Source organism: Martelella sp. AMO21009 (genome assembly GCF_053484295.1).
This window is the reverse complement of record NZ_JBAKFR010000026.1, coordinates 1-17,113: the sequence shown is the minus strand read 5'-3', so window position 1 is coordinate 17,113 and position 17,113 is coordinate 1. Positions and strand designations below refer to the sequence as shown.

The following is a 17,113-nucleotide window of genomic DNA, read 5'->3' as shown; positions in this document are numbered from 1 at the left end:
ATCATGTCTCTTCTCCTCGACCGCCTCAACTTTCTGGCGCGCAAGAATGTCGACACCTTCTCCGATGGTCACGGCGTGACCACGAATGAAAACCGCGATTGGGAAGACGCCTATCGCAAGCGCTGGCAGCACGACAAGATCGTGCGCTCCACCCATGGCGTGAACTGCACGGGCTCCTGCTCGTGGAAGATCTACGTCAAGGGCGGGATCGTCACCTGGGAAACCCAGCAGACAGACTATCCGCGCACAAGGCCGGACATGCCCAACCACGAACCGCGTGGCTGTTCGCGTGGCGCCAGCTACAGCTGGTACATGTACTCGGCCAACCGGGTGAAATACCCGCTGATCCGCGCGCGACTTCTGAAGCTCTGGCGCAAGGAACGCGCCGACAAGAGCCCGGTCGCGGCCTGGCGGGCCATTCAGGAGGATCCGGCAAAGCGCGCCGAATACATCAAGGTGCGCGGCCTCGGCGGCTTCGTGCGCGCCACATGGGACGAGGTCAACGAGCTCATCGCGGCGGCGAATGCCTATACCGCGAAGAGGTGGGGGCCCGACCGCGTCATCGGATTTTCGCCGATCCCGGCGATGTCGATGGTCTCTTACGCGGCCGGGTCCCGCTACCTGTCGCTGCTCGGCGGCACCTGCATGTCGTTTTACGACTGGTATTGCGACCTGCCGCCGGCCTCGCCGATGACCTGGGGCGAGCAGACCGACGTGCCGGAATCGGCCGACTGGTACAATGCCGGATTCCTGATGCTCTGGGGCTCCAACGTGCCGCAGACCCGCACGCCGGATGCGCATTTCTACACCGAAGTGCGCTACAAGGGCACGAAGTCGGTCGTCGTCTCGCCGGACTATTCGGAAGCCGCGAAATTCTCCGATCTCTGGCTGCACCCGAAGCAGGGGACCGACGCAGCACTTGCCATGGCGCTCGGCCACGTGATCCTGCGCGAATACCATCTCGACCGGAAGGTCGACTATTTCGATGACTACTGTCGCCGCTACACCGACATGCCGATGCTGGTGCGGCTGGTGAAGAAGGATGGTCGCCTCGTGCCGGAACGCTTCCTCCGCGCCTCCGATTTCAAGGACGGTCTCGGCGAGAGCAACAATCCCGAATGGAAGACTGTCGGCTTCGACGCGAGGACCGGCGACGTCGTCGCGCCGCGCGGGTCGGCGGGCTATCGCTGGGGCGAGAAAGGCAAGTGGAACCTCGAGCAGAAGGATGGCGCGGGCACCGACATCGATCTGGTGATGAGCCTTGCGGAGAAGCATGACGGCGTCGAAGACGTTGCCTTCCCCTATTTCGGCAGCCGGGCCCACGACTATTTCCAAGGCACCGACCACGACAGCGTTCTGGCGCGCAAGGTGCCGGTCCGCCGTGTGGCGCTGGCAGAGGGCGAGGCGGTGGTCGCGACGGTGTTCGACCTGTTCGTTGCCAATTACGGCCTCGATCGCGGCTTCGGCGGCGAGAATGTCGCAAGTTCGTTTGATGATGGAACGCCCTATACGCCGGCCTGGGCGGAGAAGATCACCGGCGTGCCGCGCGAGCAGATCATCGCGACCGCCCGCGCCTTTGCGGGCAATGCCGAAAAGACCAATGGCCGCTCCATGGTCATTCTCGGGGCCGGTCTGAACCACTGGTACCACATGGACATGAATTACCGCGGCATCATCAACATGCTGGTGATGTGCGGCTGTATCGGCCAGTCTGGCGGCGGCTGGAGCCACTATGTCGGCCAGGAAAAGCTGCGCCCGCAGACGGGATGGCTGCCGCTCGCCTTCGGCCTCGACTGGCAGCGCCCGCCGCGCCACATGAACTCGACCTCGTTCTTTTACGCCCACACCGACCAGTGGCGCTATGAAACGGTGAAGGTCGATGAACTACTGTCTCCCACCGCACCGGAGGGCCCGTGGGATGCGACGCTGATCGACTACAATATCCGCGCCGAACGGATGGGCTGGCTGCCGTCCGCCCCGCAATTGCGCACCAACCCGTTGGAGGTTGCCCGTGCGGCGGAAGCCTCCGGCCAAAAGACTGCGGACTATATCGCCGATGCGCTGAAATCCGGTACGCTTTCCATGTCTTGCGAGGACCCCGATGCGGAGGAAAACTGGCCGCGCAACATGTTCGTCTGGCGCTCCAACCTGCTCGGCTCATCGGGCAAGGGCCACGAATATTTCCTCAAGCACCTGCTCGGCACATCCCATGGCCTGCTCGGCAAGGATCTGGGCGAGGAGGGGCGTCAGGAGGTGAAGGAAGCCGTGTGGCATGACGAGGCGCCGGACGGGAAGCTCGATCTGCTGGTCACGCTCGACTTCCGCATGTCGACCACCTGCGTCTATTCCGACATCGTGCTGCCGACGGCGACATGGTACGAGAAGAACGACCTCAACACCTCCGACATGCACCCCTTCATCCACCCGCTGACCAGTGCGGCCGATCCGGCCTGGCAGTCGCGCTCGGATTGGGAAATCTTCAAGGGCATCGCCAGGACGTTTTCCGAAGTCGCGCCGGAAGTGCTGGGCGTGGAAAAGGACGTCGTCCTCGTGCCGACCCTGCACGACACCCCCGGCGAACTGGCCCAGCCCTTCGATGTGAAGGACTGGAAACAGGGCGAAACCGATCCGGTGCCGGGCAAGACCATGCCGACAGTCGCGGTGGTCGAGCGGGATTATCCCAATCTCTACAAGCGCTTCACCTCCGTCGGGCCGCTTCTCGATAAGCTCGGCAATGGCGGCAAGGGTATTTCATGGAACACCGAGCATGAGGTCGGCCTGCTTGGCAAGCTGAACGGCACGGTGACGGAAGAGGGGACCTCGAAAGGCCGTCCGAAGATCGAGACCGATATCGACGCCACCGAGGTGATCCTTTCGCTCGCGCCGGAAACCAATGGCGAGGTCGCGGTCAAGGCCTGGGAAGCGCTCTCGGCGATCACCGGGCGCGATCACACCCATCTCGCCCTTCCGAAAGAAGACGAAAAGATCCGCTTCCGCGACATCGTCGCCCAGCCGCGCAAGATCATTTCCTCGCCGACATGGTCGGGGCTGGAATCGGAAAAGGTCTGCTACAACGCCTGCTACACCAATGTTCACGAACTGATCCCGTGGCGGACTCTTTCGGGCCGGCAGCAGCTTTATCAGGACCATTTGTGGATGCGGGCCTTCGGTGAGGCCTTCTGCGTCTACCGCCCGCCGATCGACACCGGAACCGTGACGCCGGCGATCGAGGCGCGTCTCGACGGCCAGCCGCATCTGGTGCTGAACTTCATCACCCCGCACCAGAAATGGGGCATCCACTCCACCTATACCGATAACCTGTTGATGCTGACGCTCAATCGCGGCGGCCCGGTGGTGTGGATTTCCGAGCCGGATGCCGCCCGCGCCGGCATTGTCGATAATGACTGGGTCGAGGTCTACAACGCCAATGGCGCGCTGGTCGCCCGCGCGGTGGTCTCCCAGCGCATGAAGGACGGGACGATCTTCATGTACCACGCGCAGGAGAAGATCGTGAACACGCCGGGTTCGCCGCTGACCGGCCAACGCGGCGGCATTCACAACTCCGTCACCCGCGTGATCCCGAAACCGACCCACATGATCGGCGGCTACGCCCACCAGTCCTACGGTTTCAACTACTACGGAACCGTGGGCGCCAACCGCGATGAATTCGTCGTCGTCCGCAAGCTCGAAAATGTCGACTGGATGGACGAGACCCCAAGCCTTGCAGGAAAGGAGGCCGCAGAATGAAGGTCCGCGCACAGATCGGCATGGTGCTCAATCTCGATAAATGCATCGGGTGCCACACCTGCTCCGTCACCTGCAAGAATGTCTGGACGAACCGCGAGGGCGTTGAATACGCCTGGTTCAACAATGTCGAGACCAAGCCGGGGATCGGCTTTCCCAAGGAATGGGAAAACCAGAAGAAGTGGAATGGCGGCTGGGTTCGCAAGAAGAACGGCCGGATCGAGCCGAAGATGGGCGCCAAATGGCGCATCCTCGCCAAGATCTTCGCCAATCCGGACCTACCGGAAATCGACGACTATTACGAACCCTTCGATTTCGACTACGGCCATCTCCAGACCGCCGGCGAAAGCAAGACCATGCCGACGGCCCGGCCGCGCTCGAAGCTGACCGGCGAGCGGATGGAGAAGATTGAATGGGGCCCGAACTGGGAGGAAATCCTCGGCGGCGAATTCGAAAAGCGCTCGAAGGATGTGAATTTCGAAGGGGTCGAGAAGGAAATCTATGGCCAGTTCGAAAACACCTTCATGATGTATCTTCCGCGCCTTTGCGAGCACTGTCTGAACCCCACTTGCGTGGCGGCCTGTCCATCGGGCGCGATCTACAAGCGCGAGGATGACGGTATCGTTCTGATCGACCAGGAGAAATGTCGCGGCTGGCGCATGTGCGTTTCCGGCTGCCCCTACAAGAAGATCTATTACAACTGGAATTCCGGAAAATCGGAAAAATGCATCTTCTGCTATCCGCGCATCGAAGCCGGACAGCCGACGGTCTGCTCGGAAACCTGTGTCGGCCGCATCCGCTATCTCGGCGTCATTCTTTACGATGCCGACCGGATTTCGGAAGCCGCCTCGACGGCGAACGAGCAGGATCTCTATGAAGAACAGCTCAAGGTGTTCCTCGATCCGAACGACCCGGCCGTCATCGAGCAGGCCCGCAAGGACGGCGTGCCGGACGACTGGCTGAAGGCGGCGAGGAACTCGCCGGTCTACAAGATGGCGATCGACTGGAAAGTGGCATTTCCGCTGCACCCGGAATATCGCACGCTGCCGATGGTCTGGTATGTGCCGCCGCTTTCGCCGGTGCAGTCCGCCGCCGAGGCCGGCAAGCTCGGTCTCGACGGCGATATGCCGGATGTCAAGTCGCTGCGCATTCCCGTGCGCTACCTCGCCAATCTGCTGACGGCGGGCAAGGAGGAGCCGGTGGTGAACGCGCTGGAACGCATGCTGGCCATGCGCGCCTATATGCGTTCGAAAACCGTCGATGGCGTCGATGACAAGGCGATTGCCGAACGCGTCGGCCTCACCGGCCAGATGATCAAGGACATGTACCACGTGATGGCGATCGCCAATTACGAGGACCGTTTCGTCATCCCGACCACCCATCGCGAGGTTTCCGAGGACGCCTACGATGTGCGCGGCTCCTGCGGCTTCTCCTTCGGCAATGGCTGCTCGGGCGGCAACAGCGACACCGAACTCTTCGGCGCCGGACGCCGCAAGGTGGTGCAGACGCCGACCGATATCTTCAAGGAGCAGGTCTGATGAATATCGCGCTGAAAATCACCTCCCTGCTTCTGTCCTATCCGGAGCGGGAACTACTGGACGACCTGCCGGAACTGAAGGCCGCGCTGGCCTCCTCGGCGGTGCCGGAAGCGGTTGCCGTCGCGCTCGGCAGGCTGATCGACGACCTTTCGGGCCGCGATCTCTACGATGCCCAGGAACGTTACGTCCACCTTTTCGACCGCACCCGCGCGCTGTCGCTGCATCTCTTCGAGCATGTCCATGGCGAAAGCCGGGATCGCGGCCAGGCCATGGTCGATCTGATGGCGCTTTACGAGGCTGGCGGTTTCGAAATCGACGCGAAGGAACTGCCGGATTACCTGCCGCTGTTCCTGGAGTTCCTATCCACGCGTCCCAGAGCTGAGGCGGAAGACCTGCTCGGCCAGACGGCGCACATCACGGAGGCGATCGGCGAGCGGCTGAGGAAGAGGGAATCCGTCTATGCCTCGGCCTTCGCCGCGCTCTCCCTGCTGTCATCGGCCGAGGCCGATCAGAAGCTCCTGAAGGAGCTGATGGCCGCGCCCGAAGACGACCCCGACGACCTGAAGGCGCTCGACCACATCTGGGAGGAAGAAGCCGTCACCTTCGGCGGCAATGCCGGCGAGGGCGCCTGCGGGCCGGACCGGCTTCGAACTCGTATGCGCGCGGCAGACCGCCAACCCGGCGATGTCGCCGGTTCCGTTTCGAATTAGGAGACAGACCATGTCAGCCTATCTCAACACCCTCGTTTTCGGCATCTATCCCTATATAGCGCTCACGGTGCTGATCCTGGGAACGGTCATTCGCTATGATCGCGAGCCCTATTCGTGGCGCTCGGGTTCGTCGCAATTGCTGCGGCGCAAGCAGCTTATCTGGGGTTCGGTGCTGTTTCACCTCGGCGTGCTGGTGATCTTCGTCGGCCACCTCGTCGGGCTTTTGACGCCGATCTGGATTTTCGATGCGCTCGGCATCAGCCACGGGGCCAAGCAGCTGCTGGCCGTCGTCGCCGGCGGCATTGCCGGGGTGATGGGCATTGTCGGCGCGACGCTGCTGGTCCATCGCCGGCTGTTCGATGCGCGGGTGCGCGCCGCCTCGACCTTCAGCGACACGATGATCATCATCCTGCTCTGGCTGCAGCTTCTGCTCGGCCTCGGCACGATCCCGGTGTCGCTGCACCATCTCGACGGCCATGAAATGGTGAAATTCATGAGCTGGGCGCAGGGCATCTTCACCTTCAATTTCGCAGCTTCTTCCTACGTCGCCGATGCGGCCTGGATCTTCAAGGCGCATATTTTCCTGGGCCTCACCATTCTGCTCGTCTTCCCCTTCACCCGGCTGGTGCACATGCTGAGCGCGCCGGTGCGCTATATCTGGCGTCCCGGCTATCAGGTCGCCCGGCAGAAGGGCGACGGATCGCGCATCAACGGCACACCGGCGGAGTGACGAGAAATGGTCAACCTTTTCACACCGCAACAGCCGCAAACGTCCGGCGCCGGGCCGGAGCCGGGCAGCGGCTATCAGGCCGTCGACACGAAAATACCGCCCAAGGCGCGGCCGGTGTTTTCCGAGATTTTCGTCAACGGGGTGGCAATTTCCGAAAGCGCCATCCTTGCCGAAGCCCAGAACCACCCGGCCGACAATCCCGGCGCGGCGCTGAGGGCTGCCGCCGAAGCGCTCGTCATCCGCGAGCTGCTGCTGCAGAAGGCCGCAGAGCAGCAGGTGACCGGCACGCCGCAGGCAACTGTCGACGGCAAGACCGAGACCGCCGAGGATGCGGCGATCCGGGCGCTGATCGAGGCATCGGTCGACGTGCCCTCTGCCGGCGAGACGGAATGCCGCCGGTTCTACGATAACAACCGGAGCCGCTTCCGCTCAGAACCGATCTTCGAGGCGCGCCATATCCTGCTTGCCGCAAATCCGACGGACGAGGCCGCCAGGCGGCAGGCGCGTGCCGAGGCGGAGCAGATGATTGCGGACCTTCAAGCAGGCGCCGTTCGCTTCAGTGAGCTGGCGCGGGCGCGTTCGGCCTGTCCGTCGGCGGAACAGGGCGGCAATCTCGGCCAGCTTTCGCCGGGCAGTACCGTGCCGGAATTCGAGGCAGTGCTGATGCGGCTACCGGAGGGCGAATTGGTCGGTTCGCCGGTTGAAACCCGCTACGGTTTCCACATCATCCGCATGGATCGCCGGATCGAGGGTGCGCAATTGCCGTTCGAGGCGGTCCAGCCGCGCATCGCCGCCTGGCTGGAGGCGGCGGCCTGGTCGAAGGCGGTCGCGCAGTTCATCGCGGTTCTGGCGGCGGAAGCCGAAATCGAGGGCATCGATATCGCCGGCGCCGATGGGCCGCTGGTGCAGTAAGGCAAAGAGGTTTGTGATGGCGGACGGAACAGGAGCGATGGGTCAATGCAAGCCGCTGGGCTTCATCCCGTTCATGCAGGATGACGCCGCCGACCGGGTTCTCGAAGCGGTCGCCCGGTGGCTCGTGGCCAAGGGGTATCGGGTCGAAGGCTTCGTTCAACATGCCGAAAAGGACGAGGGCCAGTGCTGCGGCGCGGTCGATCTGGAAGATATCGCCACCGGCCAACGCTGGCAGATCATGCAGGCGCTCGGCGCGCATGCGCGCGGCTGCAGGCTGGATTTCAATGCGCTTTCGGACGCCGCCGTTTTCGCCGAGGCGCGGATCGGGATGCGGCCCGACCTCCTGATTCTCAACCGTTTCGGCAAAGGGGAAGAGCAGGGCGGCGGGTTGCGCTCGGTTTTCGAGGCCGCCTTCGTGGCGTGCGTGCCGATCCTGACCTCGGTGAAGCAGCCTTATCTCGATGGCTGGCTGGCGTTTTCAGGCGGTCTGTCAAAAGCTTTGCCGCCCGACACCGATGCTGTCCTGCAATGGTGTTGCGACACCACCGCTCGTGCAAGGCAGGTGCGCGATGCGGCATGAACGCATGACAACACAGGTCGTGCCGCGCCCGCTCGTCGACGGCTTCGGCCGCACCGCAACCTATCTCCGGCTTTCGGTGACGGACCGCTGCGACCTGCGCTGCACCTATTGCATGTCCGAGAACATGACGTTTCTGCCACGCCGTGAAATCCTCGACCTTGAGGAACTCCACCGGCTGTCGCGCATCTTCATGGCGCGCGGCGTGCGCAAGATCAGGATCACCGGCGGCGAGCCGCTGGTGCGCAAGAATATCATGGCGCTGTTCGCCATGCTTGGCGCGGATCTGAAGCGCGGCATGCTCGATGAGCTGACGCTGACGACCAACGGCACGCTGCTGGATCGTTACGCGGAAGCGCTGTTTGCCCATGGCGTGCGCCGGGTCAACGTCTCGCTCGACACGCTCGACCCCGAGCGCTATCAGGCGATCACCCGCTGGGGCCGGATCGAACGGGTCTTCGCCGGCATCGCGGCGGCGCAGGCGGCGGGCCTCAGGGTCAAGATCAACGCTGTCGCCATGCGCGGTGCCTTCGAGCAGGAGGTGGACGACCTGATCCGCTTTGCCCATGAACGAGACATGGACCTGACGCTGATCGAGGAAATGCCGCTCGGCGAGGGACGGCATGACCGCCGGGAGAGTTTTCTGTCGCTTTCGCAGCTTCGCGAAACGCTTTCGAAGCGCTGGACGCTTCAGCCGCTTGCCTTGAAAAGCGGTGGCCCGGCGCATTATGTGCGGGTCGCCGAAACCGGCGGTGTTCTGGGGTTCATCACGCCACTTTCCTGCGGTTTCTGCGCCGCGTGCAATCGCCTGCGCGTCAGCGCCACCGGCGATCTTTACACCTGTATGGGCGATGAAGGTCGGGTCGGTCTCAGGGAGACCCTGCGAACGAGCGAGGACGACACGCCGGTCGATGCGCTGATCTCGCAAGCGGTGGCGATGAAGCCCGAGGGGCATGCATTTTCGATTACGAGTGACCATGTCGAGGGCATCGGGCGGACGATGTCCGTGCTAGGAGGTTAAAATGCTGATCGTTGCACTGACCATTTCAGATCGCGCCAGCCGCGGCGAATACGAAGATCAAAGCGGCGCCATGATCGAGACCTGGCTGGCGGAAACCGTCACGTCACCTTATGCCCTGAACCGCGTCGTCATCCCGGACGGCGTCGCCTCGGTGCGGGATACGCTGACGGAGTTGTGCGACACTGTTCGCGCCGACCTGATCCTGACCACCGGCGGCACGGGCCCTGCGCCCCGCGACGAGACGCCGGAGGCGATGCAGGCGGTGATGGAGAAGGAATTGCCGGGCTTCGGCGAGCTGATGCGGCGCATCAGCCTGGAACAGGCGCCGACCGCCATCCTCTCCCGCCAGACCGCCGGCGTGCGCGGAAAGAGCCTGATCGTCAACCTGCCGGGCCGCCCGGCGTCAATAAGGCTTTGCCTCGATGCGGTATTCCCGGCGATCCCCTATTGTCTCGACCTGATCGGCGCCGGCCGCATCGAGACCGATCCGGCGCGGATCAAGGCCCATCGTCCGCCGGGCTGAGGTCGGTCGTGGTTTGCAAGAAGGAGTTTTGGACATGAGAGGACGTCCCGCGCCGGAGCGCACCGTGATCATCGACGGCAAACCGCTTCCCGAGGTTCTGGACGAGGCGATGATCCGCGATGTGGTGCACGGCTTTTACGACCGGATCCGCGAGGACCCGCTGCTCGGACCGGTGTTCAACAGCCGCATCGCCGCCGATGACTGGCCGCGCCATCTTCAGCGGATGTGCGATTTCTGGTCGGCGACGCTGTTGCGCACCGCGCGCTATCAAGGCCGCCCGCTGCCGCCGCATCTGGCGATCCCTGAAATCGAGGAGCGGCATTTCCGCCGCTGGCTGCAGCTCTTCGCCGAAACCGTGGATGCGACCTGCCCGGAAGAAGTGGCTTCGCTGTTTCTCGACAGGGCCATGCGCATCGCTCATTCCTTCCGTCTGGCCATCGGCTTTCATCGCGGCGAAGATACGACCGGCCTGTGCCCGATCGGCCATGCCGACCTTGCCCGCCCGGCAAACGGTGCGAGATCATGAGCGCTGAGGAAACCGGGACCTTCATCGAACGCAATGCGGAAGGCCAGTTCGAAATCGGCGCGGAGCGGCTCGCCCGCCGCTTCGGCCTCGGCGTCGATGAACTGCGCGCGATGACGGCGCGCGGGCAGGTGCGGTCGTCGGTGGAGCGCGGCGACGGCGAGGACGCGGGGCGCTGGCGCCTCTCCTTCCGTATCGGCAATCGCCGCTGGCGGCTGACCGTGCGCGAGGATGGCAGGGTCGAAGACGACGAGTTCACCATCGTCACCTCCGGCGGGCGTTCGCTCTGAGCGCTATTCCGGGCCGCCGGTTTTCTTATGCGAGGGCTGTTGGTCGGCTTCCGGATCGGCCGTTTCGCCGTCGCGGCTTTCCGTTCCCAGCCAGGCCGGGTCGAGTTCGTGCAGAAAGCAGGGCGGGGACGACACTTCCACCGCGCCTTCGTCCGACTGATCTGTCTCTGCGTGGCGGTCGCTCCTTTCCGCGATGACGGCCGCGAGCACCCGCGCGTGGTTGATGCATTCGTCGCGGGCGGCGTAGAGCAAGGTTACGGTGTGTTTCTCGCTCTTTGCGCAAAGCTCATCAAGCGCGGCGTTTTCCGCAAGCTCCGCGCGGTAGCGCCGTTGAAAATCCTCCCACCGGTCTTTTCTGTGCGCAAACCATTTGCGCAGGTCGCCTGAGGGCGCGACCTCCTTGGCCCAGAGATCGACGCGGGCCTTGTCCTTCGCAAGGCCGCGCGGCCAGAGACGGTCGACGAGGACGCGCAGGCCGTCCGCCTTGTCGGGTTCGTCATAGACCCGTTTGATCTTCACCGGCATCGCGCTGTCATCCTCCCTTGTGGCGGCCCGCTTCCGCAATTCAACCGGCGGACTTGAAAGTCGCCGCGTGTCGGACTATCGTTGAACCTATCAATGTCCAATGGCGGGCATTCCATCGCAAAGCTGCGGATCCGAGAACCGTTTCCTTCAAGGAAGCGCTTCGAACGATGCCGTGGCTTTTTTGTTTTCATTTTAGACAGCGAGGAAAGCCGATGCCATCCCGGCCTATGATCCATTCTGCGCGTCATCTCCGGTACTCGTCAATCGTCGGCCCTTTTCAGGACGGGGGACGGCGATGGGCGTAGAGACCGTCAAGAGCGTCTGTCCCTATTGCGGCGTCGGCTGCGGCGTGGTGCTCGATGTCGAGGACGGGCGGATTGTCCGGCTTTCCGGTGACAAGGACCATCCTGCCAATCGCGGGCGGCTCTGCACCAAGGGCAAGACCGCGCATGAGGCGATCGCCGCGCCCGGCCGGCTCGAAACCGCGCTTGTCCGGGGCGAGGGCGTTGCGCCGGAAGCCCTATCCATCGATGCGGCGATTGCCGAAACGTCTAGAAGGCTGCGCTCTATTGCCGATGAACACGGGCCGGACGCCGTGGCGCTCTATGTCTCCGGCCAGATGTCGATGGAGGCGCAGTATCTTGCCAACAAACTCGCCAAGGGTTTCTTGCGCACGCGCCATATCGAATCCAATTCCAGGCTGTGCATGGCCAGCGCCGGGTCCGGCTACAAGCTGTCGCTGGGGGCGGACGCGCCGCCGGGATCCTATGACGACATCGAGAAGGCCGATCTGTTCCTCGTGATCGGCTCGAACATGGCCGATTGCCATCCGATCCTGTTTCTCAGGATGATGGACCGGGTGAGGGCAGAAGCGAAGCTGATCGTCATTGATCCGCGTCGCACCGCCACCGCCGAGAAGGCCGATTTGTATCTCGCGCCGAAACCCGGGACCGATCTCGCGCTCCTCAACGGCATCCTGCATCTGATCGTCGAAGCAGGCGGCATCGATGAGGCCTTCATCGACGCCCATACGGAGGGCTGGGCGGATATGCCCGCCTTTCTCGCCGACTATCCGCCGGAGCGGGTCGCGACGGTCACCGGGCTTGAGGTTGAGGACATCAGGGCCGCGGCCGATATGCTGCTTGCCGTCGGCGATTTCATGACCTTCTGGACCATGGGGCTCAATCAGTCGGTGCAGGGCACGTTCAACACCAATGCGATCTGCAATCTGCATCTTGCAACGGGCAAGATCTGTCGCCCCGGCAGTGGTCCCTTCTCTCTGACCGGGCAGCCGAATGCCATGGGCGGGCGCGAGATGGGCTATATGGGGCCGGGCCTGCCGGGGCAGCGTTCGGCGCTGGTAGCCGAGGATCGGCGCTTTTGCGAAGAGGAGTGGGGCCTTGCCCCCGGAGCCATCCGCGCCGAGGAGGGCACCGGCACCATCGCCACGTTCGAAGCGATGGCGGCGGGCGACATCAAGGCGGCGTGGATCATCTGCACCAATCCGGTCGCAAGCGTCGCCAATCGCAAGATGGTGACGGCGGCGCTCGATCGGGCGGCGTTCGTGGTGGTCCAGGATGCCTTTGCCGAGACCGAGACAACGCCCTATGCCGATATCCTCCTGCCGGCGGCGGTGTCGTTCGAAGCCGACGGCGTCATGGTCAATTCCGAGCGCAACATGGCGTTGACGGCGGCGGCAGCGAAAGCTCCTGGCGCGGCGTTGCCGGACTGGCAGATCATCGCGAAAGTCGCCTGCGCCATGGGCTATGAGGACGCCTTCACCTATGACTGCGCGGCAGAGGTGTTCGAGGAAATCCGGCAGTTTTCCAATCCCGCGACCGGCTACGATATTTCCGGCGTCACTTATGAGCGTCTGCGCGAAGGCAGCATCCAGTGGCCGGCATCCGGGGCGGGGCAGACCACGCGCAACCCGATCCGCTACCGAGCGCCTGATACAGGATTGAATTTCGCCACCGAAAGCGGCCGGGCGAAATTCTGGCCGCGGCCGCATGCCGGTCCGCGCGAAATGCCGGATGGCGACTATCCGTTCATTCTCAACACCGGCAGGCTGCAGCACCAGTGGCATACGATGACCAAGACCGGCAAGGTCGCCCGGCTGAACAGGCTCAACGCCGCGCCCTTCGTCGAGATCAATCCGGCCGATGCGGCGGCGCTTGAGATCAGCGACAATGACCGGGTGTCCATCACCTCGCGCCATGGCAGCGCGGTGCTGCCCGCTATCGTGACCGATCGGGTTTCGCCGGGCGCGCTGTTTGCGCCGTTTCACTGGAACGATGTGTTTGGCGATCAACTAGCGGTCAATGCGGTGACCGGTGATGCCCTCGATCCGATATCGCTGCAGCCGGAGTTCAAGGTGACGGCGGTTTCGCTCGCCCGCGTGGCGGCGGCGGAACCCGATGCGCCGGTGGTTGCGTGGGGCAAGGTCGAGGCCGTGCCGGTGTTGGCGGAAGGCAAGGACGCGCAGCCGGACGCGGACCCGTCAAAGCCCGGTGTCGCGGTGTTCTTCGCCTCGCAGACGGGGACTGCGGAAATGGCGGCCTCCGATCTCTGTGATGCGCTTGGCGCGGCCGGTTATCGCGCGGCGTTGCGTCCGCTCGACGCGGTCTCGCCGCGTGACCTTGCGACAAAGGACCCGGCGCTCTTCATCGTCAGCACCTTCGGCGATGGCGATCCGCCCGATCATGCGGCCGATTTCTGGGCAGCGCTTTCGCGCGAGGATTCACCTCGCCTTGAGGACCTCAGCTACGCCGTGGTGGCGATGGGCGACAGTTCCTATAACCAGTTCTGCGGCTTCGGCCGGAAGCTGGATGCCCGGCTTGAAGCGCTCGGCGCGGCGCGTCTGGCGGCCTGCCGCACGCTGGATGCGGGCGAGGAGACGGACGCGGTTGCAGCGGCGATGGCCACTCTTTCCGTGCCTTCGAAAGGCGCGGCCGCTGCGGAGCCCGGCACCCGGCCCAATGGGCGAAAGCCAACCGAAACCCTGGCGGCCAGGCTCAGCGTCAACCGGCTTCTGAGCGGGTCCGGCAGCGCCAAGGAGGTGCGCCAGTTCGGTCTCCGGGTCGATGGCGCGGCGGATTATGAGGCGGGCGACGCGCTTTCCATCATGCCGCGCAACTGTCCCGAGCTTGTCGATGAAATCCTGACCTCTCTGCAATTGCCGGCGGAAACGCCGATTTCCGGCATCAATGGCCACGATATCGGCATCGGCGAGGCGTTGCGCGATCATTTCGAGATCGGTCAGCCGCATCCGGATTTCCTCCAATGGTGGGCGGATGTCAGCGGGCATGAAACGCTGAAGACCCTGACAAGTTCGGCCGACCGGAAAGCCCTCAATGACTGGCTCTGGGGCCGGCAGATCGCCGATATTGTCGCCATGGCGCCGAAACCCGTTACCGGGCAGGCGTTCTGCGACCATCTGAAGAAGCTCAAGCCGCGGCTCTATTCGATCGCCTCCAGCCCCAAGGCGAGCCCGGACGAAATCCATCTGACGGTTTCGGTGCTGCGCCATGCCCGCCACGGGAAAAGCCGCAAGGGCGTGGCCTCGGCGTTTCTGGCCGACAGGGCGGCGGAGGCGCCGGTGCGCGTTTCGGTGAAGAAACAGGCGCATTTCCGCCCGCCGGCGGACCCCGCAACGCCGGCGATCATGGTCGGGCCGGGTACCGGCATCGCGCCTTTCCGCGCCTTTTTGCAGGACCGCGAGGCGGCGGGCGCGGGTGGGGCGAACTGGCTGTTCTTCGGCGAGCAATCGCGCGACAGCGGCTATTACTATCGCGACGAGATCGAGGCCTGGCTGAAGGGCGGGGTGCTCACGCGCTTCGACACCGCCTTTTCGCGCGACCAGGCGGAGAAGATCTATGTCCAGCACCGTATGGCGGAGAACGGGCGGGAAATCTGGAAGTGGCTGGAGGAGGGCGCGCATTTCTATGTCTGCGGCGATGCAAGCCGGATGGCGAAGGATGTGGATGCCGCACTTCGGGCGATTGCCGAGACCCATGGCGGGCTTTCGCAAGCCGCCGCTGAAGGCTACGTTAAGACGCTCGTCCGGGAAAAACGCTATATGCGCGATGTCTACTGAACCTTTTGCGGAAGCCGCCTCATGAACACCAGTGATCTGGCGATCCTTGTCATCGATGAAAACGCGATCCGCGCCGCCATCATCAGGGACGGCCTGCTCAAGGCCGGCCACCATAATGTCACCGTGGTGGAGGAACTGGTCGGCGTCGCCCGGACGATCGAGCGTCTGTCGCCGGATGTGATCGTGATCGACATCGAAAACCCCAACCGGGACATGCTCGAAAGCCTGTTCGTGCTGTCGCGCACCGTGAAAAAGCCGATCGCGATGTTCGTGGACCGTTCGGATGCAGAGACAATCCACGCCGCCGTGGAAGCCGGGGTTTCGGCCTATGTCGTCGACGGGCTGAAGCAGGAGCGCGTCAAGCCGATCCTCGACATGGCGATTTCCCGTTTCAACGCGTTTTCGCGCATGGCGCAGGAGCTGGAGGCGGCGAAAAGCCAGCTCGAAAACCGCAAGGTGGTCGACCGCGCCAAGGCGCTTTTGATGAAATCGCGCGGCATGGACGAGGAAAAGGCCTATGCGCTGCTGCGGCGCACGGCGATGGACCAGAACCGTAAGATTGCCGATGTGGCGCAGAGCCTGATCATGACGTTCGAGATGCTGGAGAGATGAAGATGCAGGACCTTTCAATCGGATTTGTGCCGCTTCTCGACAGCGCCATCGTTCTGGCCGCCGAGGCGAGAGGCTTTTTCGTCGAGGAGGGGCTGAATGTCCGCCTGACGCGGGAAACCTCGTGGAGCGCGATCCGCGACCGGCTGGCTGTCGGCAGCTTGCAGGCCGCCCATGTGCTGGCGCCGATGCCGATCGCGGCCAATCTCGGCCTGTTTCCGCTGGCGCCGAAACTGGTGGCGCCGATCGCACTCGGGCTCGGCGGCAATGCGGTGACGGTGTCGGCGGCGCTCGGCGCTGCGATGGAGGCGGAGGGCGATGAAAGCGATCTTGACCCGGCCAAAGCGGGGGCAGCGCTGAGACGGGTGATTGCGGCCAGAAAGGCTGAGGGCCTGCCGCGGCTGCGCTTCGGCGTCGTCTATGTGTTTTCCGGGCACAATCTCGAACTGCGCTACTGGCTGGCGGCCAACGGCATCGATCCCGACCGGGATATCGAGATCGTCGTGCTGCCGCCGCCCTTCATGCCGGATGCGGTGGAAGCCGGACGGATCGACGGCTATTGCGCCGGCGAACCGTGGAACACGATTGCCGCGCGGCGCGGCGCGGCGCGAATCGTCACCGTCAAGGCGAAGATCTGGCGCTCCAGCCCGGAAAAGGTGCTGGCGCTGCCGGCCGATTTCGTGGACGCCAACGAGGAGACCGTGGCGGCGCTGCTGCGCGGCCTCTACCGGGCCTCGCAATGGGCGGCCGCGCCGGAAAACCACCCGGAACTGGCCGCGATCCTCGCCGAGCCGGGCCATCTCGATGTCGACCGGGCGATGCTCGAGCCGCTGTTCTCCGGCACGCTGGCGGTCAGCGAAAAGGCGCAAACCACGGTCGAGGATTTCTTCCTGACCTCCGCCAAGGCCGCGACCTTTCCCTGGCAGAGCCATGCGCTATGGTTCTACAGCCAGATCGTGCGCTGGGGGCTTTGCGATCACTCGGCCGAAAATGCCGAGATCGCGAAAATGAGCTACCGGCCGGATATCTATCGCAAGGCCCTGCAATCGCTGCACACGCCGCTGCCGGGGGCGAGCCTCAAGGTGGAGGGCGCGCTCAAGGCGCCGACGCCGGTGGGCGCCAGTGCCGGCGGTCTTATCCTCGGTCCCGACGGCTTCTTCGACGGGCAGACCTTCGATCCCGATCGGGTGGGCGCCTATATCGAACAGCAAAAGGCGGCGATCTGAGCAGACTGCTGACAAAGCCCGCGCCAGCCACCTCCGTCATCAACTCTGTTGGATGATTTTCTCTCTGAACCTTGCATTGAGGGTCACGA

The 17,113-nt window shown here is 63.9% G+C and carries 14 protein-coding genes; 13 read left to right on the top strand and 1 reads right to left on the bottom strand.

Annotated elements, in window-relative coordinates; all coding sequences use genetic code 11:
* Positions 1-3: 3 nt before the first annotated feature.
* From V6766_RS20270 to V6766_RS20225, 10 genes are read left to right on the top strand one after another with little or no spacing between them, the layout of a single operon-like run.
* Entirely contained in the window at positions 4-3,747 is a 3,744-nt protein-coding gene (locus V6766_RS20270; protein WP_448469570.1) for a nitrate reductase subunit alpha, read from the top strand.
* Entirely contained in the window at positions 3,744-5,282 is a 1,539-nt protein-coding gene (narH, locus tag V6766_RS20265; protein WP_448469568.1) for a nitrate reductase subunit beta, read from the top strand. Before V6766_RS20270 ends, narH begins: the two co-directional genes overlap by 4 nt.
* Positions 5,282-5,992 (top strand): nitrate reductase molybdenum cofactor assembly chaperone, encoded by a 711-nt coding sequence (narJ, locus tag V6766_RS20260; protein ID WP_448469566.1) that lies wholly within the window; start codon positions 5,282-5,284, stop codon positions 5,990-5,992. The genes narH and narJ overlap by 1 nt, the downstream gene beginning before the upstream one ends.
* Before the next feature lie 10 nt (positions 5,993-6,002).
* The gene (narI, locus tag V6766_RS20255; protein ID WP_448469564.1) at positions 6,003-6,722 is read left to right on the top strand and encodes a respiratory nitrate reductase subunit gamma; all 720 of its coding nucleotides are present in this window, start codon (positions 6,003-6,005) and stop codon (positions 6,720-6,722) included.
* 6 nt (positions 6,723-6,728) lie between these two features.
* Positions 6,729-7,634 (top strand): peptidylprolyl isomerase, encoded by a 906-nt coding sequence (locus V6766_RS20250; RefSeq protein ID WP_448469562.1) that lies wholly within the window; start codon positions 6,729-6,731, stop codon positions 7,632-7,634.
* 16 nt (positions 7,635-7,650) lie between these two features.
* Positions 7,651-8,214: a DUF2478 domain-containing protein gene (locus V6766_RS20245; RefSeq protein WP_448469561.1), complete on the top strand. Its 564-nt coding sequence runs from the start codon at positions 7,651-7,653 to the stop codon at positions 8,212-8,214.
* A gap of 4 nt (positions 8,215-8,218) precedes the next feature.
* Positions 8,219-9,232, top strand: a complete 1,014-nt coding sequence (gene moaA, locus V6766_RS20240; protein ID WP_448469559.1) for a GTP 3',8-cyclase MoaA — start codon at positions 8,219-8,221, stop codon at positions 9,230-9,232.
* A 1-nt stretch (position 9,233) separates the two neighbouring features.
* Positions 9,234-9,755 carry a molybdopterin adenylyltransferase gene (mog, locus tag V6766_RS20235; protein ID WP_448469557.1) on the top strand — a complete coding sequence of 174 codons (522 nt, stop codon included), beginning with the start codon at positions 9,234-9,236 and terminating at the stop codon, positions 9,753-9,755.
* 34 nt (positions 9,756-9,789) lie between these two features.
* Positions 9,790-10,281 carry a group III truncated hemoglobin gene (locus tag V6766_RS20230; RefSeq protein ID WP_448469555.1) on the top strand — a complete coding sequence of 164 codons (492 nt, stop codon included), beginning with the start codon at positions 9,790-9,792 and terminating at the stop codon, positions 10,279-10,281.
* Positions 10,278-10,568 (top strand): DUF6522 family protein, encoded by a 291-nt coding sequence (locus V6766_RS20225; RefSeq protein WP_448469553.1) that lies wholly within the window; start codon positions 10,278-10,280, stop codon positions 10,566-10,568. The genes V6766_RS20230 and V6766_RS20225 overlap by 4 nt, the downstream gene beginning before the upstream one ends.
* A 3-nt stretch (positions 10,569-10,571) precedes the next feature.
* Here the strand turns inward: V6766_RS20225 and V6766_RS20220 are convergent, their stop codons facing one another.
* The gene (locus V6766_RS20220; RefSeq protein WP_448469551.1) at positions 10,572-11,093 is read right to left on the bottom strand and encodes a DUF488 domain-containing protein; all 522 of its coding nucleotides are present in this window, start codon (positions 11,091-11,093) and stop codon (positions 10,572-10,574) included.
* A 295-nt stretch (positions 11,094-11,388) separates the two neighbouring features.
* Between V6766_RS20220 and V6766_RS20215 the strand changes: the two genes are divergently transcribed.
* From V6766_RS20215 to V6766_RS20205, 3 genes are read left to right on the top strand one after another with little or no spacing between them, the layout of a single operon-like run.
* Positions 11,389-15,189 (top strand): molybdopterin-dependent oxidoreductase, encoded by a 3,801-nt coding sequence (locus tag V6766_RS20215; protein WP_448469549.1) that lies wholly within the window; start codon positions 11,389-11,391, stop codon positions 15,187-15,189.
* Positions 15,190-15,210: 21 nt separating this feature from the next.
* On the top strand, positions 15,211-15,801 hold the full coding sequence (locus V6766_RS20210) for an ANTAR domain-containing response regulator (RefSeq protein WP_448469547.1): 591 nt from the start codon (positions 15,211-15,213) through the stop codon (positions 15,799-15,801).
* A 2-nt stretch (positions 15,802-15,803) separates the two neighbouring features.
* On the top strand, positions 15,804-17,024 hold the full coding sequence (locus V6766_RS20205) for a CmpA/NrtA family ABC transporter substrate-binding protein (RefSeq protein ID WP_448469544.1): 1,221 nt from the start codon (positions 15,804-15,806) through the stop codon (positions 17,022-17,024).
* Positions 17,025-17,113: the final 89 nt, after the last annotated feature.

Coding starts and splice junctions, on each gene's coding strand:
- V6766_RS20270 (WP_448469570.1), top strand. CDS start 4: ATGTCTCTTCTCCTCGACCGCCTCAACTTTCTGGCGCGCAAGAATGTC.
- narH (WP_448469568.1), top strand. CDS start 3,744: ATGAAGGTCCGCGCACAGATCGGCATGGTGCTCAATCTCGATAAATGC.
- narJ (WP_448469566.1), top strand. CDS start 5,282: ATGAATATCGCGCTGAAAATCACCTCCCTGCTTCTGTCCTATCCGGAG.
- narI (WP_448469564.1), top strand. CDS start 6,003: ATGTCAGCCTATCTCAACACCCTCGTTTTCGGCATCTATCCCTATATA.
- V6766_RS20250 (WP_448469562.1), top strand. CDS start 6,729: ATGGTCAACCTTTTCACACCGCAACAGCCGCAAACGTCCGGCGCCGGG.
- V6766_RS20245 (WP_448469561.1), top strand. CDS start 7,651: ATGGCGGACGGAACAGGAGCGATGGGTCAATGCAAGCCGCTGGGCTTC.
- moaA (WP_448469559.1), top strand. CDS start 8,219: ATGACAACACAGGTCGTGCCGCGCCCGCTCGTCGACGGCTTCGGCCGC.
- mog (WP_448469557.1), top strand. CDS start 9,234: ATGCTGATCGTTGCACTGACCATTTCAGATCGCGCCAGCCGCGGCGAA.
- V6766_RS20230 (WP_448469555.1), top strand. CDS start 9,790: ATGAGAGGACGTCCCGCGCCGGAGCGCACCGTGATCATCGACGGCAAA.
- V6766_RS20225 (WP_448469553.1), top strand. CDS start 10,278: ATGAGCGCTGAGGAAACCGGGACCTTCATCGAACGCAATGCGGAAGGC.
- V6766_RS20220 (WP_448469551.1), bottom strand. CDS start 11,093: ATGCCGGTGAAGATCAAACGGGTCTATGACGAACCCGACAAGGCGGAC.
- V6766_RS20215 (WP_448469549.1), top strand. CDS start 11,389: ATGGGCGTAGAGACCGTCAAGAGCGTCTGTCCCTATTGCGGCGTCGGC.
- V6766_RS20210 (WP_448469547.1), top strand. CDS start 15,211: ATGAACACCAGTGATCTGGCGATCCTTGTCATCGATGAAAACGCGATC.
- V6766_RS20205 (WP_448469544.1), top strand. CDS start 15,804: ATGCAGGACCTTTCAATCGGATTTGTGCCGCTTCTCGACAGCGCCATC.